General features: G+C 68.8%; 32 protein-coding genes. 22 read left to right on the forward strand and 10 right to left on the reverse strand.

The genetic code is table 11. The annotated features are described in order from the left end of the window. Positions 1-422: 422 nt before the first annotated feature. The 9 genes from ACJ6WD_RS39880 to ACJ6WD_RS39920 form a co-directional block, all read right to left on the reverse strand. Entirely contained in the window at positions 423-863 is a 441-nt protein-coding gene (locus ACJ6WD_RS39880) for a hypothetical protein (protein ID WP_407617673.1), read from the reverse strand. A 702-nt stretch (positions 864-1,565) separates the two neighbouring features. Next, positions 1,566-2,009: an RDD family protein gene (locus ACJ6WD_RS39885; protein ID WP_407617674.1), complete on the reverse strand. Its 444-nt coding sequence runs from the start codon at positions 2,007-2,009 to the stop codon at positions 1,566-1,568. Positions 2,010-2,283: 274 nt separating this feature from the next. Then, a complete protein-coding gene (locus tag ACJ6WD_RS39890; RefSeq protein ID WP_407617675.1) occupies positions 2,284-2,667 on the reverse strand; it encodes a hypothetical protein in 384 nt (127 codons plus the stop codon). A 79-nt stretch (positions 2,668-2,746) separates the two neighbouring features. Continuing rightward, on the reverse strand, positions 2,747-3,007 hold the full coding sequence (locus ACJ6WD_RS39895) for a hypothetical protein (protein WP_407617676.1): 261 nt from the start codon (positions 3,005-3,007) through the stop codon (positions 2,747-2,749). Then, positions 3,007-3,807 carry a ParA family protein gene (locus ACJ6WD_RS39900; protein ID WP_407617677.1) on the reverse strand — a complete coding sequence of 267 codons (801 nt, stop codon included), beginning with the start codon at positions 3,805-3,807 and terminating at the stop codon, positions 3,007-3,009. The genes ACJ6WD_RS39895 and ACJ6WD_RS39900 overlap by 1 nt, the downstream gene beginning before the upstream one ends. Before the next feature lie 132 nt (positions 3,808-3,939). Next, entirely contained in the window at positions 3,940-4,149 is a 210-nt protein-coding gene (locus ACJ6WD_RS39905) for a hypothetical protein (RefSeq protein ID WP_407617678.1), read from the reverse strand. Then, a complete protein-coding gene (locus tag ACJ6WD_RS39910) occupies positions 4,146-4,637 on the reverse strand; it encodes a hypothetical protein (RefSeq protein WP_407617679.1) in 492 nt (163 codons plus the stop codon). Before ACJ6WD_RS39910 ends, ACJ6WD_RS39905 begins: the two co-directional genes overlap by 4 nt. Positions 4,638-6,492: 1,855 nt before the next feature. Beyond that, positions 6,493-6,810: a helix-turn-helix domain-containing protein gene (locus ACJ6WD_RS39915; protein WP_407617680.1), complete on the reverse strand. Its 318-nt coding sequence runs from the start codon at positions 6,808-6,810 to the stop codon at positions 6,493-6,495. A gap of 18 nt (positions 6,811-6,828) precedes the next feature. Then, entirely contained in the window at positions 6,829-7,116 is a 288-nt protein-coding gene (locus tag ACJ6WD_RS39920) for a hypothetical protein (protein ID WP_407617681.1), read from the reverse strand. Between the two features lie 173 nt (positions 7,117-7,289). Here ACJ6WD_RS39920 and ACJ6WD_RS39925 point away from each other — a divergent pair, with 173 nt between their 5' ends. The 22 genes from ACJ6WD_RS39925 to ACJ6WD_RS40030 all read left to right on the forward strand — a co-directional run bounded on the left by ACJ6WD_RS39925 (position 7,290) and on the right by ACJ6WD_RS40030 (position 23,807). After that, positions 7,290-7,457 carry a hypothetical protein gene (locus tag ACJ6WD_RS39925; protein ID WP_407617682.1) on the forward strand — a complete coding sequence of 56 codons (168 nt, stop codon included), beginning with the start codon at positions 7,290-7,292 and terminating at the stop codon, positions 7,455-7,457. Then, complete coding sequence (locus ACJ6WD_RS39930; RefSeq protein WP_407617683.1) at positions 7,454-7,666, forward strand: hypothetical protein; 213 nt, start codon at positions 7,454-7,456, stop codon at positions 7,664-7,666. Before ACJ6WD_RS39925 ends, ACJ6WD_RS39930 begins: the two co-directional genes overlap by 4 nt. Continuing rightward, positions 7,663-7,815 (forward strand): hypothetical protein, encoded by a 153-nt coding sequence (locus tag ACJ6WD_RS39935; RefSeq protein WP_407617684.1) that lies wholly within the window; start codon positions 7,663-7,665, stop codon positions 7,813-7,815. Before ACJ6WD_RS39930 ends, ACJ6WD_RS39935 begins: the two co-directional genes overlap by 4 nt. 178 nt (positions 7,816-7,993) lie before the next feature. Then, a complete protein-coding gene (locus tag ACJ6WD_RS39940) occupies positions 7,994-8,182 on the forward strand; it encodes a hypothetical protein (RefSeq protein WP_407617685.1) in 189 nt (62 codons plus the stop codon). A 2-nt stretch (positions 8,183-8,184) separates the two neighbouring features. Next, positions 8,185-8,451: a hypothetical protein gene (locus ACJ6WD_RS39945; RefSeq protein ID WP_407617686.1), complete on the forward strand. Its 267-nt coding sequence runs from the start codon at positions 8,185-8,187 to the stop codon at positions 8,449-8,451. A gap of 104 nt (positions 8,452-8,555) precedes the next feature. Then, positions 8,556-8,738 carry a hypothetical protein gene (locus tag ACJ6WD_RS39950; protein ID WP_407617687.1) on the forward strand — a complete coding sequence of 61 codons (183 nt, stop codon included), beginning with the start codon at positions 8,556-8,558 and terminating at the stop codon, positions 8,736-8,738. 197 nt (positions 8,739-8,935) lie between these two features. Next, entirely contained in the window at positions 8,936-10,747 is a 1,812-nt protein-coding gene (locus ACJ6WD_RS39955) for a DUF2637 domain-containing protein (protein WP_407617688.1), read from the forward strand. 61 nt (positions 10,748-10,808) lie between these two features. Further along, positions 10,809-11,000, forward strand: coding sequence for a hypothetical protein (locus ACJ6WD_RS39960; protein ID WP_407617689.1), 192 nt, complete (start codon positions 10,809-10,811; stop codon positions 10,998-11,000). Beyond that, positions 10,997-11,515: a hypothetical protein gene (locus tag ACJ6WD_RS39965; protein ID WP_407617690.1), complete on the forward strand. Its 519-nt coding sequence runs from the start codon at positions 10,997-10,999 to the stop codon at positions 11,513-11,515. The genes ACJ6WD_RS39960 and ACJ6WD_RS39965 overlap by 4 nt, the downstream gene beginning before the upstream one ends. Then, the gene (locus ACJ6WD_RS39970) at positions 11,515-12,003 is read left to right on the forward strand and encodes a hypothetical protein (RefSeq protein ID WP_407617691.1); all 489 of its coding nucleotides are present in this window, start codon (positions 11,515-11,517) and stop codon (positions 12,001-12,003) included. The genes ACJ6WD_RS39965 and ACJ6WD_RS39970 overlap by 1 nt, the downstream gene beginning before the upstream one ends. Positions 12,004-12,076: 73 nt before the next feature. Then, a complete protein-coding gene (locus ACJ6WD_RS39975) occupies positions 12,077-14,236 on the forward strand; it encodes a type IV secretory system conjugative DNA transfer family protein (protein ID WP_407617692.1) in 2,160 nt (719 codons plus the stop codon). Positions 14,237-14,851: 615 nt separating this feature from the next. Further along, positions 14,852-15,937, forward strand: coding sequence for a hypothetical protein (locus tag ACJ6WD_RS39980; protein ID WP_407617693.1), 1,086 nt, complete (start codon positions 14,852-14,854; stop codon positions 15,935-15,937). 539 nt (positions 15,938-16,476) lie between these two features. Continuing rightward, the gene (locus ACJ6WD_RS39985) at positions 16,477-16,887 is read left to right on the forward strand and encodes a hypothetical protein (RefSeq protein ID WP_407617694.1); all 411 of its coding nucleotides are present in this window, start codon (positions 16,477-16,479) and stop codon (positions 16,885-16,887) included. Between the two features lie 142 nt (positions 16,888-17,029). Further along, on the forward strand, positions 17,030-17,716 hold the full coding sequence (locus ACJ6WD_RS39990) for a DUF5753 domain-containing protein (protein WP_407617695.1): 687 nt from the start codon (positions 17,030-17,032) through the stop codon (positions 17,714-17,716). After that, entirely contained in the window at positions 17,662-17,880 is a 219-nt protein-coding gene (locus ACJ6WD_RS39995) for a DUF397 domain-containing protein (protein ID WP_407617696.1), read from the forward strand. The genes ACJ6WD_RS39990 and ACJ6WD_RS39995 overlap by 55 nt, the downstream gene beginning before the upstream one ends. 148 nt (positions 17,881-18,028) lie before the next feature. Further along, complete coding sequence (locus ACJ6WD_RS40000) at positions 18,029-18,508, forward strand: pRL2-23 (RefSeq protein WP_407617697.1); 480 nt, start codon at positions 18,029-18,031, stop codon at positions 18,506-18,508. A gap of 370 nt (positions 18,509-18,878) precedes the next feature. Beyond that, positions 18,879-21,095 (forward strand): telomere-associated protein Tap, encoded by a 2,217-nt coding sequence (tap, locus tag ACJ6WD_RS40005; RefSeq protein WP_407617698.1) that lies wholly within the window; start codon positions 18,879-18,881, stop codon positions 21,093-21,095. Next, positions 21,095-21,655 (forward strand): telomere-protecting terminal protein Tpg, encoded by a 561-nt coding sequence (tpg, locus tag ACJ6WD_RS40010; RefSeq protein ID WP_407617699.1) that lies wholly within the window; start codon positions 21,095-21,097, stop codon positions 21,653-21,655. The genes tap and tpg overlap by 1 nt, the downstream gene beginning before the upstream one ends. A gap of 81 nt (positions 21,656-21,736) precedes the next feature. Continuing rightward, the gene (locus tag ACJ6WD_RS40015; protein ID WP_407617700.1) at positions 21,737-22,186 is read left to right on the forward strand and encodes a Pycsar system effector family protein; all 450 of its coding nucleotides are present in this window, start codon (positions 21,737-21,739) and stop codon (positions 22,184-22,186) included. Between the two features lie 203 nt (positions 22,187-22,389). Beyond that, positions 22,390-22,833: a hypothetical protein gene (locus tag ACJ6WD_RS40020; protein ID WP_407617701.1), complete on the forward strand. Its 444-nt coding sequence runs from the start codon at positions 22,390-22,392 to the stop codon at positions 22,831-22,833. A gap of 142 nt (positions 22,834-22,975) precedes the next feature. Beyond that, complete coding sequence (locus ACJ6WD_RS40025; protein WP_407617702.1) at positions 22,976-23,377, forward strand: hypothetical protein; 402 nt, start codon at positions 22,976-22,978, stop codon at positions 23,375-23,377. Positions 23,378-23,465: 88 nt separating this feature from the next. Further along, positions 23,466-23,807, forward strand: a complete 342-nt coding sequence (locus ACJ6WD_RS40030; protein ID WP_407617703.1) for a hypothetical protein — start codon at positions 23,466-23,468, stop codon at positions 23,805-23,807. Positions 23,808-24,058: 251 nt separating this feature from the next. Here ACJ6WD_RS40030 and ACJ6WD_RS40035 read toward each other — a convergent pair whose 3' ends face one another. After that, a complete protein-coding gene (locus ACJ6WD_RS40035) occupies positions 24,059-26,554 on the reverse strand; it encodes a Helicase associated domain protein (protein WP_407617704.1) in 2,496 nt (831 codons plus the stop codon). Between the last annotated feature and the right edge of the window lie 379 nt (positions 26,555-26,933).

Below are 26,933 nucleotides of genomic sequence, written 5' to 3' on the forward strand. Positions count from 1 at the left end.
AATTTCCGCTTCGCTACAATTCCTTTCCCGCATCCCGCCGCCCGCTAAAGCATTGGCTGGCTAGGAGGAGAGGGGCCGGTGCATCACTTCGAGTGCCTGTGTAGCAGTGGCGGAAGGCCACCACCACCGGGAACAGTCACCAGGGGCGACCCGTCAACCCCGCTGCGGGCCGGCCGGATTGACGGCCGATCACCCCTCGGGGAACCCCGAGCATAGCACCGGATGCGCGCCACGGGAACCACTTCACCGGACCTCTTGCTCGCCGACGCGGAAGGGTCAGCGGGCGGACACCCCTCCCTCTCGCCGTCACCTGACCACCCGTCAGTCAGAATAGTTCCGCGCCGCCTATCGGAACGGGCGGCGCGGGCATGCATCACTTGGTCTACCTGTGTAGGTGGACCACGAACCGAGGGGCTACTCCCTCACTCTGAAAGCCGCTCAATTTTTCCGACCAATTCCCGAATCTCCGGCCCTAGTTCCAATTCGTCAACCCACTTTAGGAGTTGATCCAGAGCCTTCCCCGGTAGCCCCTCACGCAGGCCGGATTGCATATAACCAGCGGCCATGGCGTTAATGCATGCACGGTGGGAGCATTCATCCCTCATGCGCCGGGCAATCGCGTCTTTCTCTCCCCCAGTCTGCGCCTCGGTCATTTCCTTGAATAGCTCAGCCGCGTGCATCATGTCAGCAAGAACACGAGCTTCTTCGGCGCTTGTCGCGCTTTCCCTGAGGACGTGCCCTTTGATTCGCTCGTACTGGCTTCGGTCGCCGGCTGCCATGGCTTCACGCATTGCGTGACCTTGGCGAGTCTCGTAGATGTCTGGCAGCTCTTTGGACTGCTCGGAATTTTCTTTGGCGGACATGATATCTCCCCTTTTGGTGACCTCGGTAACCCAGGGAAGACCCTACCCGATTTCTTTGTTTCTTTTGCGCGGATAGCCCAATCTCGGCCACGCGGAAAAGGCTGCGAACAGCCAGCCGCGACATCTTTGCGAGCCCCTATGCCCGAGGGTCGGTAACCGCGGCGGCGGGGGTGCTCCCTCGGGTGCTGCCGGGGTGCCCTCGGGAGGCCGGGGCGGCGTCTCGGGGGCCAGGGAACGCGTCTCGGGGCTGGAGGGTGATCTCTCGGACGCGCTGTGTGGCGCCCTGGGCGCCACAATCCACCCCTAGGTATCTTGTGCCATTTATGAACGCTAGGCGCTCTGAGGGGCATATAGACGCCTTCCTGGGCGTCGATGGGCTTCCGCAGGGGCTGGCGGCGGGGGTGTGGACACGAGCCAGCGTGCCAGCCAGCTAGCACGTTGGCTGGCTGGCACGCTGGCTGGCTGGCCGGGAGGAGAGCCGGTTCGGGGGCCCGTGAGAGCAGACCCCCGGCGTCCGTGGTCGGTCCTGAGGGACCATTGAGACTGGGCGCCTGGCGCCCTGCCGGGGTGCGACTTTGGGGGTACTCCGGCTTTGCCGGGGTGGCTGTGCTCCGCGCTCCCTCTCACCCACCCGAGGAGGCTTGCGTTTACCGGTGTTGGATCATTCCGGGATGCCGAGAATGAGACGCAAGGCTTTCCGTCTCATTGTGTAGGCTCTTTCTCGGTTGCGGCATTGATGGCAATGGTGTGATGGATTTTGTCTGCCCAGGTTTGACGCTGCCGGTCCCACGAGGGGCGAATATATCCGGCGCACAGGGGGAGGGCGTCAATAGCGTGCGTGAGGGAGCGGACAATGCTGCGAACCGGGCCGATCGGCTTTCGAGTTTCTTCATCGACGACGCGGATTCCGATGATTCGTTGTCCGACGGATTGCCCTGTGCGTCCGCGGAGACTCCATTGCCATCCCCACCAACCGAGGACGATTGCCCAATATCCGCCGTTCACCGTGGCGGAATAGTTTCCGCCGAGAATCCAGAACAGGAAATTCGGGATCCATCCAATCATGGAGAGGGTGAGCGAATACGCCTGTGTGAGCGAAACACCGATAGCGATATCAATGAGTGTGGCGTAGGTGCGGTCCTCCACCGTCGCGAGTCCCGCCGGGGCAGGACCGGGCGGGCGGGGTGGTGCCCCAGGCGGCGGCGCGGCCTCGGAGTGGGGGTGCGGTGGGGGCGCCGGGGTCGGCGGCGCGGCCTCGGGGGTGGGCGCGGGGACGGGGACCAGCATCCAACCGTGCGGAGCGGCGGGTGGCACCGCGGCTGAAGGGGAGGTGGGCGGCGGGGAGTTGGGGGTGTCGTGATCCATTTGTCAACGGTACGCCGGGGCGGCGGCCCGTGGGGGTGTCGGGCCGCCGCCGGTCTTAGCGGTGGATGATCATGCAGGCGCGGCCGGATCGGTGCCTCCACTCGACACACAGGCGGGACCCGTCCGGGTAGCTGCGGCCCAGGTGCCACGTGGTCACGTCGGTCTCCGGACTGAAGCCGTTGTGGTCCGCAGGGGTCCAGGTGCGCACGGGGGTTACCCGGCCGCCGCGCTGCTCCAGGACCAGCCGGGCGTACGACCACGGGCGATGGGAGGGCGCGCTCCGGGCGGTGACGCTGCCCACGTAGAGACCGTGCCCCTCCACCTGGATGGTGTGGCCGTGCTGGGTGGCGGTGCCGGATGCGGCGGCCGGCGCAGCGCCGCTGAAGGGGAGCAGCAGCGCTGCGGCAACCCCGGCGGCGGTCATCGTTGTGATCTTCATGTCTGAACAACGGCCGGGGGGCGGTGGGGTCACGATGGCGTGGTGTGCCTGCATGCCAGCATGCAGGCACACCGCGCTGCTAGCTGGCCTTTCGGGCGTCCACCCAGGCGCGGACCGCTTCGTCTAGGCCCTGCCGGACCTCGATGCCGGCCATGATGCACGCGGCGCGGAACTCCCGCTGGAGGTCTTCCGGCAGGTAGCTGCTGAAGGACCGCCATTCACTCTGACGCTTCTTGGGTCGGCGGCCGAGGTCGGCGCCGGCGTGGACGCCGGCGGAGTTCGGGGTGAGCGGCGCCTCGGGTACGTCGTCGGGGGTCTCGAATTGGTGGCGGCGGGCCATTACGCGGCGGTCCTCTTCTGGTAGGTGTCGGCCAGTAGCTCGAACGCGGCCACGGCCTGGTTGACCTGAGACCCGTTGGCTTGCTCCAGCGGCACATGATCGTTTGAGGCGTTCGCGATCACCTCACGGTGAGCGATGACCGGATCCCATACGAGGTTCCCGAACATGCGGCGGGCGCTCTTCAGTTGCTGGCGTTGTCGCGGGCGGCCCTGGTCGTAGTCGTTGATGATCACCCCGTCGATGGTGAGATCGTCAGCGTGCAGCGCTTCTTTCTTGTCCCCGATGAATTCGCGCACGCGACGGGCGCCGAGGATGGCGTCAATTTCCGCACGGGTCACCAACAGGGCACCGTCGCTGGCCGCGAACGCCATTTGCGTCAGGTGGAACAGACTGGGGGGGCAGTCAATGATGACGTCGTCAAGGTCGTCATCAGAGCCGTGCAACGCCTTGGCCAGCCTCAGGTGCGCACCGACCAACCCGGCTTCTGAATAACGGTTCTCCAACTCCAACCAGGCTGGAGCGAGCACCATTCGGCTGGCGTACTCCACGTTCCACCGGACCGGCGTCCAGACTTGTGCAAGGGCACCGACCCGGTCGGCCTGAACCGCTTCGCTCACTGTGATCTGTCGCTGGTTCGGGTTGTAGACCCAGCCTGCCCGGCGGGAGAGGTTCCCTTGCGGGTCGAAGTCGATAAGGCCAACCCGCCGGCCCCGCTTCGCCAGGGCGGCAGCGAGCCTCAGCGCCACGTCGGACTTGCCTACCCCTCCCCGATTGTTGATCACGGCCGTACGTCTGGCCATCGTGTGCCCCTTCCGCGTCTCCTCTGGCATGCCAGCATGCCAGCTCACCCGCATGCTGGCGGGCCAGCAAACCAGCCCGTCGGCATGCTGGCGGGCCAGCATGCCGACGGGCGCCGATCACCGCCGCGTACGTCACCGAGGTGACGTACGGTGCCGCCCTTCGAGCCGCGCGCCCGCTGCCCGCACACCGAGGAAAGCCATCAGCCCGGCGGTGTTGGCCATCAGCGTTACCAGCGCGTCAACCAACCAGGAGTGGCGCCCGTCGCCGGACCAGACGTACAGACCACCGGCCACCACCGCGGCAACGGTGAGCGCCAGAGGGTCAACTCCCCTGTTCTTCATGCTGACTTCCTTCCCGGTACGGCGAGTTGGTAGCGGCGCGCGGCGGTATCGCCGCTGACGCCAAGCGCGCCGCCGATAGCGTCCCAGGTGTGCCCGGCGGCCCGGTCAACGGCGACCGCCTGGTGCACGGCCTGGTGCACGGCCGCCAGGAGCGGCAGGACGGCGCGGGTGTACGGCGCAGCGGGCCGGCCGAGTTCGGGCTCCGGGCGCAGCCACCCGGCCGGCTGGTCCCCGGGGCGGAGCTGCGCCTCGGCATCGAGCGCGGCGGCCAGGTCCCGGGCGGCCCGCGCGACGGCGAACGCATCGGCCCGCAGTGCGTAGCGCTCCTCGGCCGCGGCCTCCAGCCGTTCGGCGCGCTGGTCCTGGTGGCGGCCGAGGCGGCGGTGGCGGCCTCGGCAGCGGGCCGAGCAGTAGAGCTGCGGCCGGCCGCCGGCGAGGCTGGCCTCGGGCAGTCTCGTACCGCACTCGATGCAGCGTCGCCGCGTCATCGTGCCCACCTCCCGGCGGCCGGGTACCGCACCGGCGCGGACTGGCCCGGCCTCTAACCCCGAGGTTCCCGGCCGGACAGTCCCTCATGCCTGCGCCAGGGCGGCCAGCAACCGCGCGCCGCCGCCCACAGGTGCCGGTCGCGGCCCCTCAGCGCCCCTCAGGGCACCGAACGCACCGCCGGGTGGCCTTTCCTCGACGGTGCGCCGATCGGCCGCTAGAACGGCGGTAGAGGGGCTTGTTGGGGCTGCTGCGCCGCGATGGCCGCTCGCCGCTGCTCCGCGATCACCGTGCAGTGCCTACACAGGCCCAGGCTGATCACCGGCCTACCGCAGGTTGTGCCGTCGATCCCGGGGCAAGTCCCGTCGATAGTCGGCGGCGCGATGCGTGAGTAGTAGGTGCGCGTCTCGCAGGAGTCGCACGTTCCCCCCTTCTCCTGCCTGCGCCCACACCCCCCCTCACACTCCGGCCACCCCAGGCACGCGGGGCAGCGCGCACCGCCAAGAGAGTCCGCTCCACAGTCCGGGCAGCGCCTCCCGAGGCGCGGAGTCATCGCGTCGTCAGCGGTGCGCCCGTCGGCGGAAAGGGGCTGCGGCGAACCGTTGGCCTGCTCCGGCAGCATGCCGGCCGCGGTGTGCGGTGTGAGCGGCAGTCGGCTGATTCGGTGGCTGATCACCGCGCCGGGAGTCTTCCGGATCGGACTGTCTAGGGGGACTGCCAGCGCGGCAACGAGTTGGGGGACCGTCCAACCGTCGCCGGCCGCCTCGGACTCTGCGACCAACTCGTTCACGTGACGGGCTTGGTCTGAGAGCACCTTGCCGGACAGAGCCAACTCCGGCCGTCGCTCCGCGACCTGCCGCAACACGTCCATGCCCGGTGTAGTCAGCATCCGTCGCGCCCCTCGATCGCTGTCGGCCGCGGTCTGCTCCTGTGTCTCCCCGTTGCTGCCCGCGTCCGTCCGTCCGTCCGTCGCGCCCATGGGCACGTGTACTTCCTGCATGGACGGACGGACGGGAAGCCCCCCCCGACTGACTGAGTCCTCTGACTGAGTGCCCTGACTGTATTGGGGATCTTGCAGTTCCCCCGCGGACGACTCGTAGTTCCCCCGCGGACGACTCGTAGTTCCCCCGTCGGGTGTCTCGGGAGCCTCGGAGCGGGGGAACTCAGAGTTCCCCCGCTCGTTGCTGCCCTGGTCGGGCGGGGCCTTCTCCGTGGACTTCTTCGGGCGAGGCTTCCCCTTGTCCGCCCGCGCCTTCTTCGCGGGGGCGGGCGCGATGGGGGGGCGGTCGGCGGGGGTGAGCGGAGGCAGGCCGTGACGCTGCCGGTCCGCGTTGATCCGGTCGATGTTGCTGAACCACGTGTACGGGATCAGCAGGTCATAGACGACGGGGCGTCGGTCGGCCCGGTAATGCCTTACGTGCCTTTGGTCGCCTTTAGCGATAAGGCCCCGCTTTGTCATGTTCCGCCAGCATCGTTTGACCTGCTCTTCGCTGACGTGTGTCCGTGCGGCCAGCGTCTCCTTCGATAGCCAGGTGCCGCACCCGTCCGAGTCGGCCTTGTCTGCCATCGCGCCCAATACCGCGTACTCGGATACATCGGCCACCGGGGCGTCACCGCTGAGAACCCACACCATCGCTTCGAGGCTCACCGGGCCACCCCCACCCCGGCCGCCGTGACGCTCGTTGGGGTGTACTTGCCGGACATCCGGCTTTCCTTTCCGGCCTCCATTGCGGTGCACCGCGTGGCGGGCGTGTCCATGGGTACACTCGCCGGAGACCTGACTCGGTCTGACCCGCCGCCCGGAGCGCCAACTCCGGGATCACCCGGCGGGTCAATTTACGTTTGGTGTAGGGGAGACTACGCTCCGCCCGGATCGTGGGGCGTGATCGTGGCCTGTGTCCCGCCGATCGTTGCTGCCCGGCGCACCGCCGGTAGCTGCCTGATGGCATGGTCGGCGCCCCTCAGCAACTCCGGTACGGGGATGCCGTAATGGGCTGCGAGTCGATCCAGGTCAGCCAGTGACCACGCCGAGCCGCGGGTCCCGCCCCCGGACTGCTTCCGGCTGACCTGCCCTTGACTGAGGCCGAGGCCGCGCCCGAGGTCCGCTTGCGTCTCGCCCGTGGCGTACATCAGGGCGGCCACGGTGAGCCGTAAATGCTGCTCTGTACTGCGCATATGGGCAACTCCCATGATTCATGGCTTGATTTTGGGGGTCTGCTTCTTCGCCCGGATGGGAATGCCGGCCTCCTCCATCCACCGGTAGAGCAGGCTCGTGCCGATGTGCGCCTCGGCCCGAATGCGACTGGGAGCCGCGCCGGTTCGCGCAGCGGCGAGCACTACCGGCTTCACCGTCTCGTTCAGCTCTTCGTCGGCCTGCTTGAGCAGTGCGACGCGCGGTGCGCCCGCTTCGCGTACGGCCCGCAGGGCGGCTGCCTGTACGCGCAAAGTCTCCGCCTTGGCGTCCTCAGGGATTTCGGTCATGGGGGAGAGTCTGCCACGAACCACCGGCAGTGTCGCCCTTGCACCGCCGGTGCAGCCTGTGTCATGGTGGTGCCCGGCCCGAGGGCGCCGCCCCAGAAATGGGGCGGCCCCCGGCGTGCTGGAACACGCCGAGGGCCTAGACCGAACCCCTGCGTACACAGGAGGTGCGATCCATGAGGGATCGTAACGTCAGCACCAACTCCGAGATGACCACCCCCCCGCCCCCGCCCCCGCAGCCGCTCAGCCTGGCCGAGGTCCGGGCCCTCGCGTCCGACGCCGCGGCCGACCGCGCCGAGGACCTCGCGGAGCAGATCCGCGCGGAGCGGGGTGAGCAGCAGTGAGCCGATTCGACTGGCTGCGCCCCGGTGCCGACCGGGAGTTGGCCGCGACCCGGTACGCGGGCCGTGAGTCCGCGACCGACCGGGCGGCCCGCAAGGAGGCCGAGGCCAGCGCCGCACGGGGGCGCGGCTCCCGCCGTGCCGCCGCTGACCCCGTTGACGCCCTCGACCGGAACGGGTTCCCCCGCCGCCGGAAGGGGTGGGCGAAGTGAGCGACCACTACCAGCCGAGGCCCTGCGACAACTGCGGCGGCACCAGGGGCAATGTCCGCACCCGGCTGGAGATGGCCCCGGACGGTCGGCAGGTGCAGCGCGACGAGTGGGAGTCGTGCGGCCCGTGCCAGGGCACGGGGGTGCGGTGACCGGCTGAGACGACGGGCCGGAAGCGCACCTCCGGGCAGGCCACCGGCCCGAACTCCCCGCGAAATCCTACGAGTTGAGATCAGCCCCGGACCCGGCGTGATGCTGCCGGATCGGATCCGGCCCGGGGCACTGGCCGCCGCCACCCGGCGGCGGCACCAGCCAGACAGGGAGGGACACATGAGCAACCGACGCTACTACGAGGCCGAGGTCACCGTGCGCACGTCCAGCGGGGAGGAGGTCACGTACCGGGGTGACGGGGTCGGGCCGGCCGAGTCCGGAGACGCGCTGCTGAGCGGTGCCGAGGCCGCCGCGCTGGCGCAGGAGCCGGGGGGCACGGTCACCTCGTCCCGAGTTCGTGAGGCATGACCGTGAGCGACGTGAGCGAACGGACGTTGTGGGGGATCCCGCTGTCCGAGCTGGCCGAGGACCGGCTGGCCGCCGCGCGGCGGGCGGACGAAGCGGCGCTGAGCGCGCGGCGCTTCGCTGCCGATCCGGAGAATTCGCCGGAGATCCGCGCGCAAGCCCGCGCCGCCGCGCGGACCTGCCGGGAGCACGCGCAGGACTATCGGTATGAGGCTGCCGAGTTCAGCGCCGGGTTGGTCCCGGAACGCTACTGGGGCACCGGCGACGACTGAGCACCACGGCCCCGGACCCGGCGTGATGCTGCCGGATCGGATCCGGCCCGGGGCACTGGCCGCCGCCACCCGGCGGCGGCACCAGCCAGACAGGGAGGGACCCAATGAGCGACGGTCAGACCAGCAACGAGACGCGCGACAGTGAGGCGGGGGGCATCGTGCAGGCCGGGGAGGTGGGGGCGGTCAACGTCCACAACGCGCCCGTGTTCAACGGCGACAACGCCCACGTTGCCTACGTGGCCGGTGACAACCACGGCACGATCAGCAACCAGCCCCGGGAGCGCTGACCGATGGCGCGGCGCGGCGGGGGCGACGGGATCGTCATGGACGTGATCAACCTGATGGGCATTTTTGGCGGGCCGGTCATCCTGTTGGTGATCCTGCTCTGCAAGTAGCTGGCACCACGGCCCCGGACCCGGCGCGATGCTGCCGGATCGGATCCGGCCCGGGGCACTCACCGGACCCGCACTACTAGGAGGAGTACGTGACCACCCACACCGAGCCTGACGCGCCGGTCGGCGCAGACTGGCCGGACCAGGCCCCCGACTGGCCGGAGCAGCGCACCGCGGACTCTGGGCCTGATGGTTGGCTCCGGCGGCGGTTCCGCCGCCCGTCCGTCAAGGAGCCTGCGCCCGCGGCCGAGGTGCCTATCCCCGCTGTCGCCGACGCGGCCTCGGTCGAGGAGCCGGCGGCCGGCCGGCCGGTGCGACAGGCGGACCGGCCCGCGCCGATGTTGGTCAAGGGCGCTGCCGCTCTTGGTGGCGGCGCGGCTGGCGGCGTTGGGTTCTCGTTGTCCTACATGAACCTCGTGGAGGCGGCGCGCCGGTGGGGGTTTGCGGAGTGGGGGGACTGGGGTGCCTACGCCTTCCCGGTCGGTGTCGATGGCGCGGTGATCGGCTTCTACGCCTTCGATTTGTTCATGCTGTGGCGGGGGACTCCGAAGCGGATGCTGCGGTGGGCCGCGCACGCGCTGACCGCCTTCACCGTGTACCTGAACATCGCGGCGGCGGCCAACTCCATGCCAGGCAGCCCCAGTGTGCTGGACGCCCTTTCAGCGGACCCGTCACGACTGATCAGCCACTCCCTGATGCCCGCCGTGTTCGTCGGCATGGCTGAGGGGCTGCGCTACCGCATCACGAAGGTGGCCCGGCTGGAGGAGGAGCGGGAGCGGGGCGACCGGATCCCGTGGGAGGCGTGGATCCTGCGGCGCGCGGAGACGTGGGAAATCCTCGGAACCATGCGGCAGTGGGGTCTGACCTACGAGGAGGTGCGGGAGCAGCGCCGCCGACTGGCCGTCCACGACGTGTACGTGGAGTACCGCCGGGCCGAGGAGGAGCGGCGGGCCGCCGCCGGCACCGAGGATGAAACGGAGGATGATCCAGGGCGGGTGACGGTGCTGGATGACCTCCCGAGGCGGCTGGCCCGGCACGGCGTCACCGTGGAGGAGGCCCTGCAACTCCCGGCGCAGATGCGGCGGGAGGAGCAGCAGCGGCGGCACGCCGCCGCCCGTGCGCGCCGGGCGCTGGAGCGGGAGGCCGCCGAGGAGCAGCGCCTCCAGGACCACGAGGACGCCATGGCCCGGTTGCGCGACCAGCACGAGCAGCTGCGGGCGCAGAACGAGGTAGACGTGCTGGCGGCGCAGAGTGAGGGCGAGCGGCTGGCGGCCGTGGCCCACGCCGAAGGGGTGGCCGCCACCGCTGCGATCCAGGCGAGTGCGCAACAGTCCGCCGCGCAGCGTGCCGCGACCGAGGAGCAGCGGTTGGCCGACCAGGAAGAGGAAGCTGCGGAGACGGCCCGTACGGCGGCGCTGAGGCGCCAGGCGGCCGAGGACCAGGCACGGGCGCTGCGGCAGGAGGAGGCCAACGTGGCGGCGGCGGAGGAGCTGGCCCGCCGTCAGGAGGTGGCGGCAGGCCGCTCCGCGGCGGCGGCCGAGAAAGAAGAGGAGGCTAAGAACCGCCTTGCCGCCGCCGCAGACCGGGAAGCGAAGATCAAAGAGTCGCAGCTGCGCACGGCGCAGATGACTGTGCAGCAGCAGCGCGCCGAACTGGCGATCACCGTCCTTGGTGATGCCCTCGGACTGACGGACCGGCAGCGCACGATTCGACGTGTCGCCCGGCACATGCAGGAAGCGCGTTCGCAGGGGGGCCCGGAGACCGTGACGACGGGCGAGATTGAGAGCGCATTCCGCTGCTCGAACGGCACCGCATCCGGCTACCGGGCGGACGCCCTGAAGCTGATTGACGACGGCTACGACTGGCGCGAAGACCCGCTGCACCAGGTTGTGCTGCCGGAGTAGAAACCCGCGGTGCGGCGGGGAGTGGACCCCGCCGCACCCCTCCGATTGGCCATTAGGAGGTATGACCAGCATGGCATACACGCCCTACTACACCCGGACGATCCTCCCGAGCGACGCGCCCGCCGACCCGTGGCCGGCCGACCGTCGCCGGGGCGTCAACACCCGCTGCTGGGGTGGTGACGAGTTGCGCGTGCGCGCGTGGCTGTGGTCGCGTCTGGGGCTCACCACCACCGCTACCAGGGGAATGCGATGACCGACCCGCACGGCCAGAACCAGGGCGAGGAGCGCCAACTCCGTGACGGTCACGGCGACCACGACCGGACCGGTGAGCCGGAGTGGCACACGGTTCAGCCGGCCGGTGACGCCACGATGGCGGAAGCGGCGGAGAACATCCGGGACGCCGCGGAGTACCTGCGGGACATGGCAACCCCGCCGCCCGCTCCCAAGGAGCGGAATTGGGACCTCAGTTGGTTCAAGGACTGGCTGAAGTACCGGCCCACCGGCCGCGCTTTCAAGGTGGCGGTGTTCACCACGGGCCCGGCCGGAGCGCTCTTTCTCTGGTACTACAGCCGGGAGCAGGGTGGCACCAGCGGCGCCGGAATGGTGTTCATTCTGCTGCTGTTGTCCCTGGTGGCGCACTGGTACGCAAAAAACCAATTCACGCGGACGCTGGTGTTCGGTGTATTGATTGCGCCGTTCTTCTACCCGCCCGCACTCATCACCGCAGTAATGGCAATCGCACAGGTCATCGCAGGGGGGACCAAATAATGGGAAAGACCGTCACGCTCGGAATGTTCGCGGTGGGATTCCTGATCCTGGTAGCGCGAATCGCAATGTTCCTGACGAAGAGCAAGAGCCGGCAGTGGAGCACTCTGGTGCCGTTCGCTATTTCCGCGGCGTCCTTTGCGGCGGCCGGAGCGTGCGCCGGGGGTCTACTCGGTACCGCGCTGACCTGGACGCGCGGAAAAGTGGGAATGGCTGGCGACTGGGCCCTTGAAAAGGGCGTCGGTGCCACGCAGGTAGCCAAGACCCAGAGTGCCGAATTCGGCACCCTGAACGCCTACGGTGCGGTTCTCATGCTGGCCGGGCTCATCGTCGGATTCGTCGTCTGGAAGTCGGCACGCCGCCGCCCCAAGAAGGAAATCGGATGGGGCGCCCCGTGCGGGCTGACGCTTGGCCCGTTCCTCGGTGCGATCACTATCGTGCCGCTGCTCAATTCCATCGGGACTGAGACGATCGGCAAGTTCTTCCAGTAGGAGAAGTCCGGGCCCCGAGGAGATACACCTCGGGGCCCGTTCTCTATCCCGGCGCGAGTGCGGAGAAAGCGTAATGAGTAAAGAACGTGAAGAGAACGCCACAGAGGAGACTCGGGAAGAGGCGGGCGCGGTGAGCCTAGAAAAGGCCGCCGAGGAGTCCCCGGAAAGCCCTGAGGAATCCGAGGGAAACCCCAATGGGGCGCAGGGTGTCATGGCGCGGTTCAAGGCTGGTGCAAAGAATATGTCGGCTGGCATCCGACACACCGTGACGACAGGCCACCAGAGCGACGAAGAAATTCGCCGCATCCTCGTGGAGCGTCAACTCAAGGTGCATGAGTCTGTACGCGAGACTGCCCGCGAAGAGCTTGACGAAGTGTACAAGCGGATTCGCAAGCTCGAATTGCGTGCGGCCGAGGATGGTTGGACGGACGCGGAAAAGCAGGAAATCACCTCACTGCGCGCCGAACGTAAGGCGCGTGAGCGCGCACTGAAAGACCTTCTGAAAGTCGAGTTCTCTCCGGCGCAGCCATCGCGGGATCAAATTCGACGGGCGCGCGGAATGAGCGGAACACGACGCGTGGTCGGATTGACCACCATTGCGGCGGCGTCCGCGGGAATGGCGTACACCGTGCCGCAAACGCTGTTTCTCGCCGTGCCTATCGGCCTCGGGTTGACGTTTTGGAAGGGCGGCCAGGAACCGGCTTTGGGGCAGCGTCCGATCCCGGAGAGGTTGCTCCGGCCGGAGCTGGACCCGACGCCGCTTTCTGACCTGACACCGGAGCAGCAGGCAGAGCAGGAAGAGCAGGAGGATCTTTCCGGGCCCACCGCGTTGCGGGACGTGTCCGACGCCCAGATTGCCCACGAGCGGATCCGGCGGGCGTTGCTGAAGGAGAGCATCAAGACCCGGATTCGGTTCGAGGAAATCGGTACTGCGCAGCGGACTCCGTGGGGGTGGCAGACCTCTCTCATCCTGAGCGATGGCACCGCGGCTGACCTGTTGAAAAAGTCATCCGACTTGGACCGTGCATTCCGGGTCGGGGCGGGGCGCACGCTCATCGCTGGCTCCCGGGAGGACACGGCACAGGTGACGCTGCGAGCGCTGGTAACCGACCCGTTCGCCAACCCTCCGGGATATCCCACCTACGCCCCCAATTCCCGCTCCCTCCTCGATCCGATCGAGCCGTTCGCCGTCTCCATCGACGGGAATTCAACCCCCATCGTGGTGGGCGGTCACATTCTGATCGTCGCCGATACCGGCGGTGGCAAGTCCATGGCGGTGCGCTCAATTGCCGATCACATCACCGCGTGCCGCGACGCCGTCGCCGTGGACATTGACACCTCAGGCCGTGGGCTAGGGCCGCTCAGGAGTGCTGCGGTAGAAACCGCGTACACCAATAAGGCCGCCGAGGCGCTGCTAAAGCGGCTGGAGAAGCGCGCCAAAGCACGGATCGCGGCATTGCCTGATACGCAAGAGGTGCATAAAGCGACCCCGGAAGCCCCGGCCATTGTCGCGTTTGTTGATGAGTGGCCGCAGCTTCCCAGCGGTGCGGTAAAGACCGGAATTAACCTGCTGCGGATTGGGCGGAAAGCGAAAATCTTCCTTGTCGTCATGACGCAAGACGCTACCGAGGATGTTCTCGGTGACTCTATTGCCGACTCCTTCCACACTCGAATCATGCTGCCCTGCCGCCAACCAGATGTGCCGGTAGTAGTCGGGCGGCCGACAGCAATTTCCGAGGGATGGCTCCCTCATATCCTGGTGGCCGGTGATGAGGAGGACCCCGGGGATTCCGGGCGGTGCTACATCATTTCGAAAAAGTACCGTGAGCCGATTTTGCGGTACGTGATTCCGCTGGATGCGGAAACTGCCCTGAAGCGTGCCAAAGAGCGGGTGGCGGCCGAGGGGCGGCCGACCCTGCGGGATGACGAGTCCTCCGCCCCGTCCAGTGCCCCAATGCCGCCGTTCGCACGGACGCTGGTTGATCTCTTCGAGGAGAAGAGCGTGGAGACGTTGACGGTGGCACAGATCGTTGAGGAGCTGGCCAAGCAAGATCCGCAGCGGTGGTGTCAGTGGGATGACCGCGAGGACCGTCTCGCCCTCGCGGGCCGGGAGATTAAGGCGCTGCTCCAGGACGCGGGGCTGACCGTGCCGACGATCCGTCTGCCTGCCAACCCCCGCCCGACCGCCTACCGGCTGGAGGACCTCCAGGCCGCCCTTGACGACCTGTCGTGACCTGTCGGACGGCCTGTCGGGCGGCCTGTCGGGCGGCCCGTCGCGCTCTTCGCCGCCAGAATCGCGACAGGCCGTCCGACAGGCCGTCCGACAGGCTGTGACCTGCGATGACAGGCCCGACAGGCCAAATCCGGGAGGCCCCCGAAACCCCGCTTTTGGAGCCCTGATGCACACAGATCCCCTCCCCCCGCCGACGGATGCGGGCCGCGCTGAGTGCGCGGCCGAGCTGGCGACGTTCGACGCCCTCACGGATGCCGCCGCCCGGCCGACCCGGCGCGCCCTGGAGGCCGCCGCCGCGGTCTGTCACCGTTGTCCGGTGGCCGCGGTCTGCCAGGACCGAGTAGCCGCTCCGGCACTCGGTCGGACGCCGCCGCGGGGTAGGGGTAGACGTGGACATGGGGACGCGCGGGCCGCAGTGCTGGCGCTGCTCCAGGGAGGGGAGGAGATCACCATCACGGCTATCCGGGAGCGGACCGGACTACCGGATACGAGCGTGCGCAGCATCGCGGCGCGGCTGCATGCTGCCGGCCGGGTACGTATCCGGCGCGCACCACACAACGGCGCGGGGTGGCCCCGCGTCTACATCTCGCTAACTGAAACTGAGGAGGGGGAATTGTGATTCTGGCCGACGATCCATGCTCATGGATGCCCGCCGGGGCACAGGCGGAATGCCAGGGAAAACAGGCGCCATCGGACCCATTCGCTAGCCTGGATCCGCTGACGCAATTCGCGAAGTCGGCAGCGCACGGCGCAGCCTGGATTAGTCGCCAGTTGGCGAACAGTCTCGACCATGGGCCGCTCGTAGTCGATTTCACCAAAAGCGGATGGCTCCAGCAATACGCCGTAGTTTTCGCAGGGTCGGCAGTGCTGACGCTCGTGGTGTGGCTTATCGCGGTCGCCAAGCGGGCCGTACGCGGGGCGCGGCTCACCACGGCCATAGGGGAGGCTATCGGCCTCCTGTGGCTCACGGTGGCGGCGTCCGCATTCACGCCGCTGGCGCTCTACATCACCGTGCAGGCTGTAGACGCGGTCACCCGGGTATTCGGCGGAACGTCAGCCGGGGAGCTTTTCGGATCTCTCGCTGATTCGCTGGAGAAGGGCGGGGAAGGAATCGGCGGCGGTCCGCTCGTTCTCCTCGGCGTCTCCATTCTCATCATCGCTCTTTCCGGCGCGCTTTGGCTGCTGCTGGTTCTCCGATCCACCTCGCTCTACGTGGGTGGGGTTTTCGCGCCGGTGGTCTACTCGGGTCTGGTGGATCGGAAGCTGTGGGGGAAAGTTCGGCTTTGGTCCGGCCTCATGGCGGCACTGATCATGATGGAGCCGATTCTCGTAGCGACACTCGGGATCGCGAACGTGTTCACTGCTGAACGCGGAAAGGGATCCTTTTCTGTGGTGGCCGCGGGAATCACTGTGATCATCGTTTCCATTGGTGCGGGAGTTTCCATCTTCCGATTCGTCCCCGGATACGGTGACGATATCGTCTCCGGTGTCGCACTCCGCACCGCAAAGGGTGGCGCAAAAGCCGGAATTGCCAGCGTGAAAATCGCGGACAATGCGGCGGGCATGGTGGCGCGAGGCATTCAAACTCACGGGACGCGAACACCAAAGCAGGGAGGCGGCGGAAAGAAGAATGGGAATTCTGTCGCCGACGGGATTCAAGCTCACGGCTCCCGAAAAGATAAAGGAAACTCCGGGAAGTGAAAGGCGCTGCTCTCATCCGAGTTGAGAGCAGCGAAACAAAGGGCCCGAACCGCTCAGGTTCGGGCCCTTTGTTTTCCGCCGTGCCTATCTTGTCTCTGCGTCGTTGTTGTTATGTGACTTGCAACGTTATTCAGCGCCGCGCCATCGTGGCCGCTATCGCGATCGGCCTTATCTCGCTCGCTGCCGTTCCGGCCGCAGCGGACAGTAGCGCCTGCACCCATCACCCGTTCTCCGGCGGCCCGCAGGTTTGCATTCGCCTGGAGGGGCGGAATGAGGTGAATTCGGTGACCGCGATTTGGACGAACCCGCCGCGCGGTGAAAACTCCCGGCGTTCCTGGCTCTCGATCAACGGTGAGAAGGTGGGCGCCGGAACTGCACAACGCGTCGGCCGGACATTGAGCTACACGTGGGAGCGAATGCAGACCGGGACGGGTAAGAAAATTTGTGTGGGTTTCGCGGGAGTAGGGAGTCGGATAGCGTGCCAATCCACGGTCTATATCGGTGACCGTGCCACCTGATGAATACCCTGGGAGGAATACGTGAGCAGCAGCGCACCGACCCCTGAGTACGGGCTCCCGTGGCTCCCCATCACGTCCGCGTCGAATGTGGCGGTACTTGAAGAGGGGCCCGAATTCCACGATGACGCGATGGCGGATCTGTCCTGGGACGTAGCGGCGCTTCCTCGGAATCCGATCCTGCGGGCGGAGTACGAACAGGTGGGGCGGGCGGCGGAGAGGATTTCAGCGGCAGCGTGCGCGCTGCTGGCCGACGACTACCCTCCAAATTCGCTGCCGGTCCCCGACCCTGATCACGCGTCACAAGAAGATCTGCACACCGCACTTGCGGCGTTGGATTCCCTCGTGCCGGTGAAGTCGGCGGCGGAGATCTCCCTCGTGCGCGACTGGGCGGCGTGGGTGTGGAACGTGAGCGTTTTTCTCCGGCAGTGCTGAACGCCCGTCACGGGCCCGGAATCCCCTGGGGATTCCGGGCCCGTTTTCGTGGGGTCACCATTCCGGGGGGTGTGTGATCTACGTCTCACAACGCTACGCTGGGTGGAGACCCAATCACCCCCGGAATCAAGGAGGTTGGCACATGCACGACGATGTGATCCGGTCGCTCCGGGCACCAGATCAGACAGAAATGGGCCGGGTGGCCGGCGGGATGGGGGCCGAGGCAACGGCACGCCTGGCCGCGCTGGACGCCGCGGCCGAGACCATCCGAGCGTGGTACCCCCTGCTGGTGCCGGGCCTCCTCCAGACGGGCCCGTACGCCGCCGCGGCGATCCGGTCCCGCACTCCCAGCCTGCCCGCCGAAGAGGTGGCCCGCCGGGTGGAAAGTCGCGTGCAGCGGGCGCAGGAGTTCCTGCGGCGCTGGAGCGGCGAAGAGGGGCCGTACGCCTGGTTCATCGTCGGTGAGGCCGCGCTGACTCAGCCGGTCGCCACGATGGACGTGCACGAGCACCAGGTGGCGCACCTCCTTGGGATCATGGAGCGCTACCCCCGCGTGATCGTCCAAGTGCTCCCGGACGACGCGAGCGTTGCCGGCAATGCCGAGCCGTTCAGCGTGCACGCGTTGTCGGGCGGTCCGCGAGTCGGGCACGTAGAGACGGTGATCGGCGGGTGGTACACCGTCGTCCCCGAGGACATCACCCGGCTGTACGCCGCGTTCTCGACGCTGGGACGATGGGCACTGTCCCCTAGCGAGACGCGGAAGGCGGTCATGGCATGGCTGACACACTGCGGGGCCCCTGGAGCCCCTGGCACGGTGCCGAGTTCCTGAAGAGCGGCTACTCCGACCCGGATAGCTGCGTGTACGTCGCCCGGCCGGCCGGCGCGGCTCCCGTCGCCGTGAGGGACGACAAGGTTGCCGGCAGTGCCGCAGACAAGCCGATCCGCGTTGGTCGCCCGGCGTGGGCGGCGTTCCTGGGCTGGCTGCGCGAGTAGGCGCCACCGGTAGAGAAGCGGCGGCCCGTCCCCATCCGAGTTGGGGGCGGGTCGCTTTGGTATTCCGGGCCGGTTCGGGGCGCGATTGGAAACGGGAAACCTGCCGCATTCCCTTTCCTGCATGTGGAGTTGGCGCCAGTGTGGAGTCATGGCAACCACACTCATCACGACTGTGGGGCGTCTCCTTGGCGCCCTGATCAGGTATTTCGGTGCGGCGCAGGGGCGGGCGCACGACGCCCAGGTGGCCCGCCGCGCGGAGCAGGTGGACGCGGTCACGGCGTTGTCTGTGACGGTGTCCGATCACCGCCGGGCCATGTGGCAGCACCAGGACGCGGTGCTCACCGGTGCGCCGGCCGCGCGGGTGGAGGAGCTGCGGGCGGCCCAGCACCAGACTCGGAGCGCGATTGCGCAGCCGGCCGTGCAAGTGGCGCTCCTCGTACCGGCCGCCCGTGGCGAGGCGGACGCCGCGGTGCGGGCCACGTACGCGATCCGGGGCGCCCGGGACCTGGAGGACCTGGAGGACCGGCGCGCGGCAGCGCTGGCCGCACATGACCGGATGGTCGCGCGGATGGTGCGCCACCTGGACGCCCCGTCGGCTTCGTCGGTCCGGCGCGGTGTCGTCGCCTAGGACCGCTGGCAGCAGTAGCGGCCCGTCCCCATCCGAGTTGGGGGCGGGCCGCTGCTCTGTTCATGATGCCCGACGTGGGCCGGGTTCGGGCCTGCCAGGCGGTGGGCCCGTGGTCCTGGTCGTGGTCCTGGTGCTCATTGTCGATCGGTACGCGCGTGCTCTGACCTGGCGTTTTCGCTGCGGTGTCCGGTGTTGGAGTGCGCACCGGTGCCGGGAGTCGGGCCGGTGCTGGTCGTGTCGCTGGCCGGGGCGGGCGCGGTGCGGATTCGTTCACGCGTCGGACTGTGCACTCTCTTGTGTGATCCGTTGTGCGTTTCGGTGTACGGCTGACGGTGCGTTTCGCTAGGGTGGTGTGTGGAGGTGATGCTCTATGTCAGAGCAAGATCACGAGCAATTCGACGCGGTGGACGCGTTGCTGGCGCAGGTCCGGGAGGGGGACCTCCCCGACCGTGCGGAGCGGCGGCGCCTGCGGGAGGCCGCTGGTCTGTCCCACGCCGAGGTGGGCGCGGCGTGCGGCGTGCGCCGGGAGACGGCCGCATCCTGGGACACCCCGAAGGGCACGACCGAACCGCGCCCGCCGCACCGCGCCGCCTACGCCCGCCTGCTACGCGGGCTGGCCAGCATGTTCCCGCCCCCGGCGGAGCAGTCGGTGGTGCCTGCGTGGGCCGCCGGGCAGGCTGCGGCGGCCCGGCCCGAGGGTCCGCCCTCGATGCCCGCGGACCGCGTGGCAGCCCTGTCTGCCGCCCCGGCCCCCGCCCCGGAGCGCCCGGCGCGCCCGGCGCGCCCGTTGGGCAAGCGTGCGGCCGGGAAGACCGCACCGAAGCGGGCAGCCGCCGCCGCTGCCGCGGAGTACGCCAACGGTCCCGTCGCCGTGCTGGACATCGACGACGCCGGGCAGGTCTTGGCGTACTGCGCCGGTGGCGTCGTCCTCGACGTGCCCGCGACGACGCTGGCGGCGCTGGTGGAGTGGACGCTGACCGAGGCGCACCTCGGCGCGCCGCGCCTGCACCCCTGGGGACGGGACGCGGACCCGCTGCTCGTGCTCACCACCGCCGCCGCGCAGTACTTCGGCCTGCCCGCCGAGTTGACCGAGGACGAGCGGTACGCCGGGCGTCTCGACGACGCTCACCCGGCCGTAGTCGAGTTGGGCCGCTCGCCGTGGAAGGTGACCCGTCGGGGCGTCAGCTCGTGGACTCGCATCTATCGTCCGGTGGAGGCGGGCCAGGCGCGGCAGTGCGTACAGGTCGCGCACCTCGGGTGGGACGCGTTGGACTCCCGCACGTGGGGACAGGCCGCCGAGCTGCACCCGGCCGCGCTGGCGGGTCTGCTGGCCGCGTACGCGCAGCGGGTGATCACGCCGCGCGGCGCGGCGGCGGTCAACGGGGTGGAGTTGATGACCGCGCTGCGGCCCGGCACCCGCGCCAGCCGGGCCCGGGATGCCGAGGGCCGCCGCCGCAGCGAGTGCAACCCGGGCAGCCTCGGGCCGGATCCGGTCCAGTGCGCGCCGCCCGAGGCGCCCGACGGACACCCGCTGTTGGCCGATCTGCCGCGCTGGCACCAGCGCGGCCCGGCCGAGCGGCTGTTTGAAGAGGACTTCGACTGGGCGCGGCTGCGGACCGACGAGGAGTGCGCGCAGCGGTACGTGGTCGGCATCGATGTGAACTGTGCGTTCGCCGCCGCCGCGAACGGGTTGGTCGTTGGCCTCTCGCAGGCACCGCAGCACGTCACGAACCCCGTGTTCGACGCCAAGACGCCCGGGGCCTGGCTGGTGGACCTCTCGCACGTAGACCTCGGCCGGATCAAGTCGGGCGGGAAGTGGCACACCCTGGACGCCTCCCGCCTGCCCTCCCCGTTCACCCCGCACGGCGAACCCCCCGAGGGGCCCGCCTGGTACGCCACGCCCACCGTGGCCTACGCGGTGGAACTGGGGTACGAGGTGACGCCGCTGGAGGGCTGGCTCCGGCCCGAGGCCGGCCGGTACCTGGACCCCTGGTACGAGCGTCTGCGGGACGCCTACCTGTCCGTGATGGCGGAACTCGGTGTGGTCCCCGACATGGGGCCGCAACCGTTCCTGGACGCCATGGCGCAGGCAAAGACGGACGCGACCGAGGAGCAGTCCATCCTGCTCACCGCGATCAAGGGCACCATCAAGGGCGGGATCGGCAAACTTCAGCAGCGCCCGCGCGGCGGTGGGTGGCGCCCCGGCCAGCCCTGGCCCGCGCTGGCCCGGCCCACGTGGCGCCCCGACATCCGGGCGGCCGTCATCGCGCAGTCGCGCACCAACATGCACCGCAAGATGATCAAGCACGCTCTTGCCACCGGCCAGTACCCCGTCGCGGTGCGCGCTGACTGCGTGGTCTACGCCAGCAACGGCCCCTCCCCGCTGGATTTCCTGCCCTACCCCGACGGTCGGCCGGTGCCGGGCGGGTGGCGCCTCGGAGTCTCCCCCGGAATGGTCAAGTGGGAGGGCACGCAAGGGTCCCTGTGGGCCGAGGAAGCCGCGGAGAAGTACGGCGCGGTGAACCTCGCGCGCTACGTCAAGAACGGCTTTGCGGCCGCCGGAGACGACGCAGAGGAGGGGGAGTGATGGCGCGCGAGGTAGGCGAAGCGCTCAACGAAGCTTTCCGCGGGGCGTGGACGCAACCGCTCCCGCAGTCCGCAGGCGCACAGGTCCGGTACCTGGTCCGCCAGTGCAAAGGCACGGCCCCCGTCGCCGCACTCCTCGGCGTCAGCCAGCGCACGGTAGAGCGGTACCTGGCGGGGGAGATCAAGCATCCCCGCGCCGCGCTGGCCGCACGACTGGCCGCGGAAGTCCGAAGCCGCTGGCAGCCCGGACTCCAGTCCCGGGCGCGCCGCGCCGCCGCCGACTCCAAGGGGCTCATGATCGAGCTGCACGCTCGCCTCGGCTACACCGGCGGCCCGGGGACCACCGATCAGGACCGGATCCGGTACCTGACGCTGGCCCTCCCGCCGGCCGCCGCCGCCGCCCTGATCCGCGCTCAGGCCGAGGGCCAGCCCGAAGACAAGCTCCGCGAAGCACTTGCCGAAGAGCTGCGCACGAGCTACTTCCAAGACCGCGGCACCCGCGCCAGCGGCCTACAGGAGGTGGCGCTCACGGACGTGATCCACCTGGAGTTCGGCCTCTGAGCAAGCACCGCTCCCGGCCCGACGACGGCCCGCCCCATCCGAGTAGGGGCGGACCGCACCCAATACACCAGAGGGGACATCATGGAGTACACCGAGCAGAACTGGGCGAACGTCTTATCTGACCTCAAAAACGAGATTGGTCGGGCGGACAGCAAAAGCGGCAACATCCTGACCCTGGACGGCTTGCTTGTCGCCGCGCTGGGACTCATGGGCCGGAACACGGGCGGCGCCGCCCTGGTCGCGGAAGTCGCCGGCATCCTGGCGTTGACCGCCTCCGTCCTGTTGGCCCTCTTGGTCATCCGGCCGCGACTCGCCGCCCCCGGCGGCACCACCGACAGGATCTCCTTCGTCCACCTGGCGACCGCCACCCCCGAAGAGATCACCGCCGCCATGCGGCAGGACCGCCGCACCACCACCGCGCAGACCCTCAGCCGGATCGCACTCCGCAAAATGAAGATCCAGCGATGGGCGGGCGACGCCGCGTTCGCCGCAGCAGCGGCCATCGGCGCGGCGATCATCATGAGCCACTAACCCACCGCGCCCCCGGCCCGCCCCACCCTCGACCAACGGACCGGCGGAGAGGGGAAGCTCCGCGAACTGACCGCCCCCGCGCTGCGGGAGGTCTATTTTCGGGACCGCGGAACCGCGCCGACGCCCGCGCCAACGGCGGCCCGCCCCATCCGAGTTCGGGCGGGCCGCCACATACCGCAACATCACGACCAAAGGAGCACATCATGTACTTGTCAGCCATCCCGGTTGAGGTACCGATCATGACCAAGACCTCGACCTCGGAGGACCACACGCCGACCGAGAAGGGCATCGACCCCGCCCGGCAGTGGTGGGCCGAAGCCGTCCGCCGCCCCCGGTACGGTGACGCCCGCGCCACCGTCACCCCGCCCGGCGCCGAGGAGCACGAGTACCTGCTCTCCGTCGTCCTGCCGGCCGATGACCTCGACGACGCCGAAGAGACCGCCCGCTACGCGATCAACATCGCTCGCCAGTTGGTCACCCTGGCCGCAGACCCGCGCAGCCCCGAAGCACTGGCCGCCCTGCGCCTACTGCTGAGCCCCGACGGCCCGCAGGCCAGCCACTCACAGGCCAGTTGGTACAAGGTCCGTTGCTGGATCGACGAAGTGCGGGCCACCCGCGGGCAGGTAGTGCCCTCACTCCACCTGTAGGGGCCCGACGACGGCCCGCCCCATCCAAGTAGGGGCGGCCCTACACAGGCACCCGAAGCGATGCACCGCCCCCCGTCCGCCCCATCCGAGTAGGGGCGGACGGGGTGGTGCAGCACCCGACCACACACGACAGGAGAGCAACATGCAGCAGACCCCCGAGACCGCAGTCGCCGCGGTCATCGCATCCGAAATCACAAGCGACCTTGATGGACTCCGGGAGTGGGCACTCGCCCCCGACGCCTCCCCGGCAGAGCGCACCGCGCACGCGGAGATGTACGCCGCGACGCTTCACGAGATGCGGGTCATGGTGGCCGAAATCCTCGACCGTCTGCCGGTCCGGGAAGCGAACGCCACCTACGAGAAGATGCTCGGGGAGGAGCCGGAGCACTCCCTCACGGCGGCCCGAGCGTGGGCTCGTGCCCACGCCGCGACCACCCTCACCAGCATGCTGGAAGCGCTCCGGACCACCCTGCCCCTCGACGGTCGGTCGGTCGTGCAGCGCGCCAGCCAGGCCGACCCCACCGAGGTCTACGACCACCCCTAACCACCGGCTGACACCAGCACCGAGCGGCCCGCCCCATCCGAGTTCGGGCGGGCCGCACCACCGCACGTGCACACCAAGGAGAGAACCTGTGGAACTCACCGAGGAGTACCTCGCGCGACGCAACGAGCTGCTGAAGCTCCCCAAGTGGCGCCTTGTCCAAATGGTCCGCCGCACCTGGGTCGCTGGCACCCCTCCGGAGCGCTGGACGAAGGAAGAGCTGGCCGGGTCAATCGCCTGGGGAGAAGAGAGCCAGGAGCGCTACGAAGCGTACGGACGGGTAGCACTCCACAACGGGCTGCCCGCAAGCGACAGCCGGCCGCAGTGCGGGGGCACCGAGTGCACCGGCCACGACACCGTGACCCCCTGGCTCGAAACCCGCGACCGCTACCGCGCCAAGGCCCCCTGCATCGACCGGCCCTCCAGCAACTGACCACCAGCACCGAGCGGCCCGCCCCATCCTCAGATGGGGCGGGCCGCTCGGTGCTCACCGTGCCGACATGGCGGGCCGCCTGTCGACGAACCGGCCTCCACCACCACTACCCCGGAGGAGAAAACCCAGTTCAGAGGTGGTTTAGGGGTGTTCGACGACCAGGACCAGGACCAGGACCACGAGCCCGCCGCAGCGGCACGCGAACGGGGCGACGCCGCGCGGCGTCGCCCCGTTCGCGTGCCGCCGAACCGTCAGATCACCCCGAGTTCGGCCAGCACCACCGCCCGCTCCGCCGGAAGCTTCGCCGCCCGGCTCTTCTGGTTGGACAGCCACACACCGAGCTTGATGGAGTGCGGCTCCCCCTCGTGGACGATCACCTCCACATGCCCCCTCGGCACACCGGCGAGCGTCCCCTCCCGCGCGAGGTACACCCGCGCCGCCGCCACGCCGCGCTCCCACGCCGCCGCCCGACCGCCGCCGGCCGCCGGCCGCGTCGCCACCTCGGCCTCGGCCGCCCGCTCCACCCCGAGTTCGGTGAGCCGCTGCCGCTGCTCCGCGCTCAGCGCGTCCCACGCCGCCGGCTGGCGCTGCTGCTCCAGCCACCGGCCGACGTCCGCGCCGTGCCACGTCACCCCGGGCAGGATCTCCGCCAGCGTCGCGCCCTCGGTCGTGACCAGCGCCCGCAGCCACGCGTAGTGGCGCTGCCAGCTCACCGGCCACGCCGGGCACCAGTCCGGGTCAATCGCCGCCAACTCCGCCGCCCGCTCCGGCGCCAGCGCGCCCGGCCGACGGCAGTTGCTCAGCCACTGCCCCACCGGCCGCCCCGCAGCCCCTGACGGCCCCTCCAACGCCCGCGCAGCCTCCCCGCCGGGCTCTGCCACCACCGCACTGCGCGGGGCCGCCAGCGTCCCGTACCGACCGAAGAAGACCCGCGCCGCCTGAACGTTGTCCTGCCAGTCAGCGTCCGACGGGTCCCACACCATCCCCAACGCATCAAGGTCCGCCGCCCGACGCCCCGTCATGGTCCCGGCCGAGTACGCCGCCCGCTGCCGCCGGATCCACCGCCCCAACGGATACCGCCCCTCCATCGCACCCAACGGCACCCGAAGATGCCCCTCCCGCGCCCCCCACTGCTGCGCCGCCGCCAGCCCGCGAGTCCAGTCCTCACGCTCAGTGTCAAGTACCTGGTACTTGACGAGATTCGCGACGGCCGCAGCGGACTTCGGAGCAGAGAAACGGAGCAGCATCCGGGATTCCTCCTCCCCTTCCTCAGACTCCGGACCTACCCATTCCCCCGCCTTCCTCGCACTGTTCTCCGTCGGAACGGCCAGCATTTCCACCGCCCGTTCGTCGTGCGCCCGCAAGCCCTGAAGGATTTTCACAAGCGGCTTGTAAGAGGCGGAAGTCCACATGTTTTCCGGACTGTCATCCGGACCGAGAAACACCGGCACAATGATGGACGCGACTTTCCCCGCATTCGGCTTTTGCCGCAACGCCCGACCAATCATCTGCACGATATCCACCGGCGACCCCTTAGGATCCAACGCCGCAACCGCATCGACCGCCGGGCAGTCCACCCCCTCCCCCATCACCCGGCAGTTGGAGAGCACCGCCCGCCGCGCCGTACGCCCGAACTCCCCGAGAACCTGCGCCCGGTACGCCGCCTCATGCTCCCCCCGCAACCAACCCGCCCACACGTCTTTCGGGTACCGCTCCGGATCGGCGGCGTGCAGCTCAAGAGCCTTCTTTTCCAACCCCTTTGAGAACGCCTCGGCCTCGATCGTCCTGTGGTGGAAGGTGATGATCTTTCCGAGGTTGTAATCCGCCGCCGTCCGCAGCATCGCACCTTGCAGCGCCCCCAGTCGCAGGCCGCGCACCTCCTCCTCGTTCCCCTCCTCCCCGGCCAGCCGCTCCGGCGTCAGCTCGGGGTCCCGAATCTCCATGACGATGATCTGGTACCGGGCCAGTAGGCCCAGGCTGACAGCGTCCGGGAGGTCCAGCTCGTACGCCTGCGCCCCGAAGATGGTGGCGTCATCCATGCTGCACGCCATCTCCGCCGGGAGCCGGTCCCGCGCGCCCTCCCGCACCTGCCAATGCTCCGGCCGTTCCTGCCAAATCCGCGGGGTCGCCGTGAAGTACAGGCGCCGCTCAATCGGGATGGCCGACTGGTCATGAATGACCGCCCACGCCTTACCGAGATGCCCCGACGTGCGGTGCGCTTCATCAATAATCGACATGTCGAAAGGCGCCATCTCCCCGTGCTTATCGCGGAACTCTGCACTAAAGGCAGTGCGGAGAACTCGGAGTGAGGCATACGTGGCGTAGACCGTCACCGGCCCCTTTCCGTACCCGCGAACAAGGTGAATCGGGTTGGTCGTTGCCCGCACTCCAGCCTCATAGAGGACCGGATCATCATCGAGAGAGCACACGGCGACCGCGTCACCCTCGTGCCCCTCGGCGCGCCATTCCCGGACGGTCTGAGAGAGCAGATCGAGGGTCGGCAGGACAACGAGGATCCGGCCGCCCTTCGCGATGCGCATAGCGGAGTGCGCCGCCATGAGGGTTTTTCCGGTCCCGCACGCCGCAATGACCTTTGTGCGCAGGCCATTTGCGGGAATGCCGCCGGGCGGCGTGTCCAGTGCGCGCACGGCCGATTCCACGGCTTCTACCTGATGCGGGCGGAGTTGACGCGGTGCCATGATTTCCCCCTGGGGGTCTGTGGTTTCCGATCGGCCTACACAGTGCATCGTTTGATGCACCCGCACGCCTGGGATGCGGTCACGCCCGACGCTACCAGGGGAGTGCCCGGCGTGTGGCGGGTTTGGGAATCGTTCACAGATTCGCCCCATGCCTCGATCGAGCGACGTTGCAGGATTCTGCGAGAAGGGGTTCCCGCGCCGGTTACTCCAGTGCTATGCTCGGGGTTCCCCGAGGGGTGATCGGCCATCAATCCGGCCGGCCCGCAGCGGGATTGACGGCCGATCCGGTGACTGTTCCCGGTGGTGGTGGCCTTCCGCCACTGCTACACAGGCACTCGAAGTGATGCACTGGCCCCTCTCCTCCTAGCCAGCCAATGCTTTAGCGGGCGGCGGGATGCGGGAAAGGAATTGTAGCGAAGCGGAAATT

Origin of the sequence: Streptomyces sp. VTCC 41912 (assembly GCF_045799175.1) — a bacterium.
GTDB classification, from domain to species: Bacteria; Actinomycetota; Actinomycetes; order Streptomycetales; family Streptomycetaceae; genus Streptomyces; species Streptomyces albulus_C.

What these genes read in the sequence shown, in the direction of transcription:
- ACJ6WD_RS39995 (WP_407617696.1), top strand. Translation starts at nt 17,662, where the DNA reads ATGGCTGACACACTGCGGGGCCCCTGGAGCCCCTGGCACGGTGCCGAG.
- ACJ6WD_RS39905 (WP_407617678.1), bottom strand. Translation starts at nt 4,149, where the DNA reads ATGAAGAACAGGGGAGTTGACCCTCTGGCGCTCACCGTTGCCGCGGTG.
- ACJ6WD_RS39890 (WP_407617675.1), bottom strand. Translation starts at nt 2,667, where the DNA reads ATGAAGATCACAACGATGACCGCCGCCGGGGTTGCCGCAGCGCTGCTG.
- tap (WP_407617698.1), top strand. Translation starts at nt 18,879, where the DNA reads ATGTCAGAGCAAGATCACGAGCAATTCGACGCGGTGGACGCGTTGCTG.
- ACJ6WD_RS39975 (WP_407617692.1), top strand. Translation starts at nt 12,077, where the DNA reads ATGAGTAAAGAACGTGAAGAGAACGCCACAGAGGAGACTCGGGAAGAG.
- ACJ6WD_RS40015 (WP_407617700.1), top strand. Translation starts at nt 21,737, where the DNA reads ATGGAGTACACCGAGCAGAACTGGGCGAACGTCTTATCTGACCTCAAA.
- ACJ6WD_RS40000 (WP_407617697.1), top strand. Translation starts at nt 18,029, where the DNA reads ATGGCAACCACACTCATCACGACTGTGGGGCGTCTCCTTGGCGCCCTG.
- ACJ6WD_RS39950 (WP_407617687.1), top strand. Translation starts at nt 8,556, where the DNA reads ATGAGCGACGGTCAGACCAGCAACGAGACGCGCGACAGTGAGGCGGGG.
- ACJ6WD_RS40035 (WP_407617704.1), bottom strand. Translation starts at nt 26,554, where the DNA reads ATGCACTGTGTAGGCCGATCGGAAACCACAGACCCCCAGGGGGAAATC.
- ACJ6WD_RS39920 (WP_407617681.1), bottom strand. Translation starts at nt 7,116, where the DNA reads ATGACCGAAATCCCTGAGGACGCCAAGGCGGAGACTTTGCGCGTACAG.
- ACJ6WD_RS39915 (WP_407617680.1), bottom strand. Translation starts at nt 6,810, where the DNA reads ATGCGCAGTACAGAGCAGCATTTACGGCTCACCGTGGCCGCCCTGATG.
- ACJ6WD_RS40020 (WP_407617701.1), top strand. Translation starts at nt 22,390, where the DNA reads ATGTACTTGTCAGCCATCCCGGTTGAGGTACCGATCATGACCAAGACC.
- ACJ6WD_RS39960 (WP_407617689.1), top strand. Translation starts at nt 10,809, where the DNA reads ATGACCAGCATGGCATACACGCCCTACTACACCCGGACGATCCTCCCG.
- ACJ6WD_RS39990 (WP_407617695.1), top strand. Translation starts at nt 17,030, where the DNA reads ATGCACGACGATGTGATCCGGTCGCTCCGGGCACCAGATCAGACAGAA.
- tpg (WP_407617699.1), top strand. Translation starts at nt 21,095, where the DNA reads ATGGCGCGCGAGGTAGGCGAAGCGCTCAACGAAGCTTTCCGCGGGGCG.
- ACJ6WD_RS39895 (WP_407617676.1), bottom strand. Translation starts at nt 3,007, where the DNA reads ATGGCCCGCCGCCACCAATTCGAGACCCCCGACGACGTACCCGAGGCG.
- ACJ6WD_RS40025 (WP_407617702.1), top strand. Translation starts at nt 22,976, where the DNA reads ATGCAGCAGACCCCCGAGACCGCAGTCGCCGCGGTCATCGCATCCGAA.
- ACJ6WD_RS39900 (WP_407617677.1), bottom strand. Translation starts at nt 3,807, where the DNA reads ATGGCCAGACGTACGGCCGTGATCAACAATCGGGGAGGGGTAGGCAAG.
- ACJ6WD_RS39965 (WP_407617690.1), top strand. Translation starts at nt 10,997, where the DNA reads ATGACCGACCCGCACGGCCAGAACCAGGGCGAGGAGCGCCAACTCCGT.
- ACJ6WD_RS39880 (WP_407617673.1), bottom strand. Translation starts at nt 863, where the DNA reads ATGTCCGCCAAAGAAAATTCCGAGCAGTCCAAAGAGCTGCCAGACATC.
- ACJ6WD_RS39910 (WP_407617679.1), bottom strand. Translation starts at nt 4,637, where the DNA reads ATGACGCGGCGACGCTGCATCGAGTGCGGTACGAGACTGCCCGAGGCC.
- ACJ6WD_RS39970 (WP_407617691.1), top strand. Translation starts at nt 11,515, where the DNA reads ATGGGAAAGACCGTCACGCTCGGAATGTTCGCGGTGGGATTCCTGATC.
- ACJ6WD_RS39940 (WP_407617685.1), top strand. Translation starts at nt 7,994, where the DNA reads ATGAGCAACCGACGCTACTACGAGGCCGAGGTCACCGTGCGCACGTCC.
- ACJ6WD_RS39925 (WP_407617682.1), top strand. Translation starts at nt 7,290, where the DNA reads ATGAGGGATCGTAACGTCAGCACCAACTCCGAGATGACCACCCCCCCG.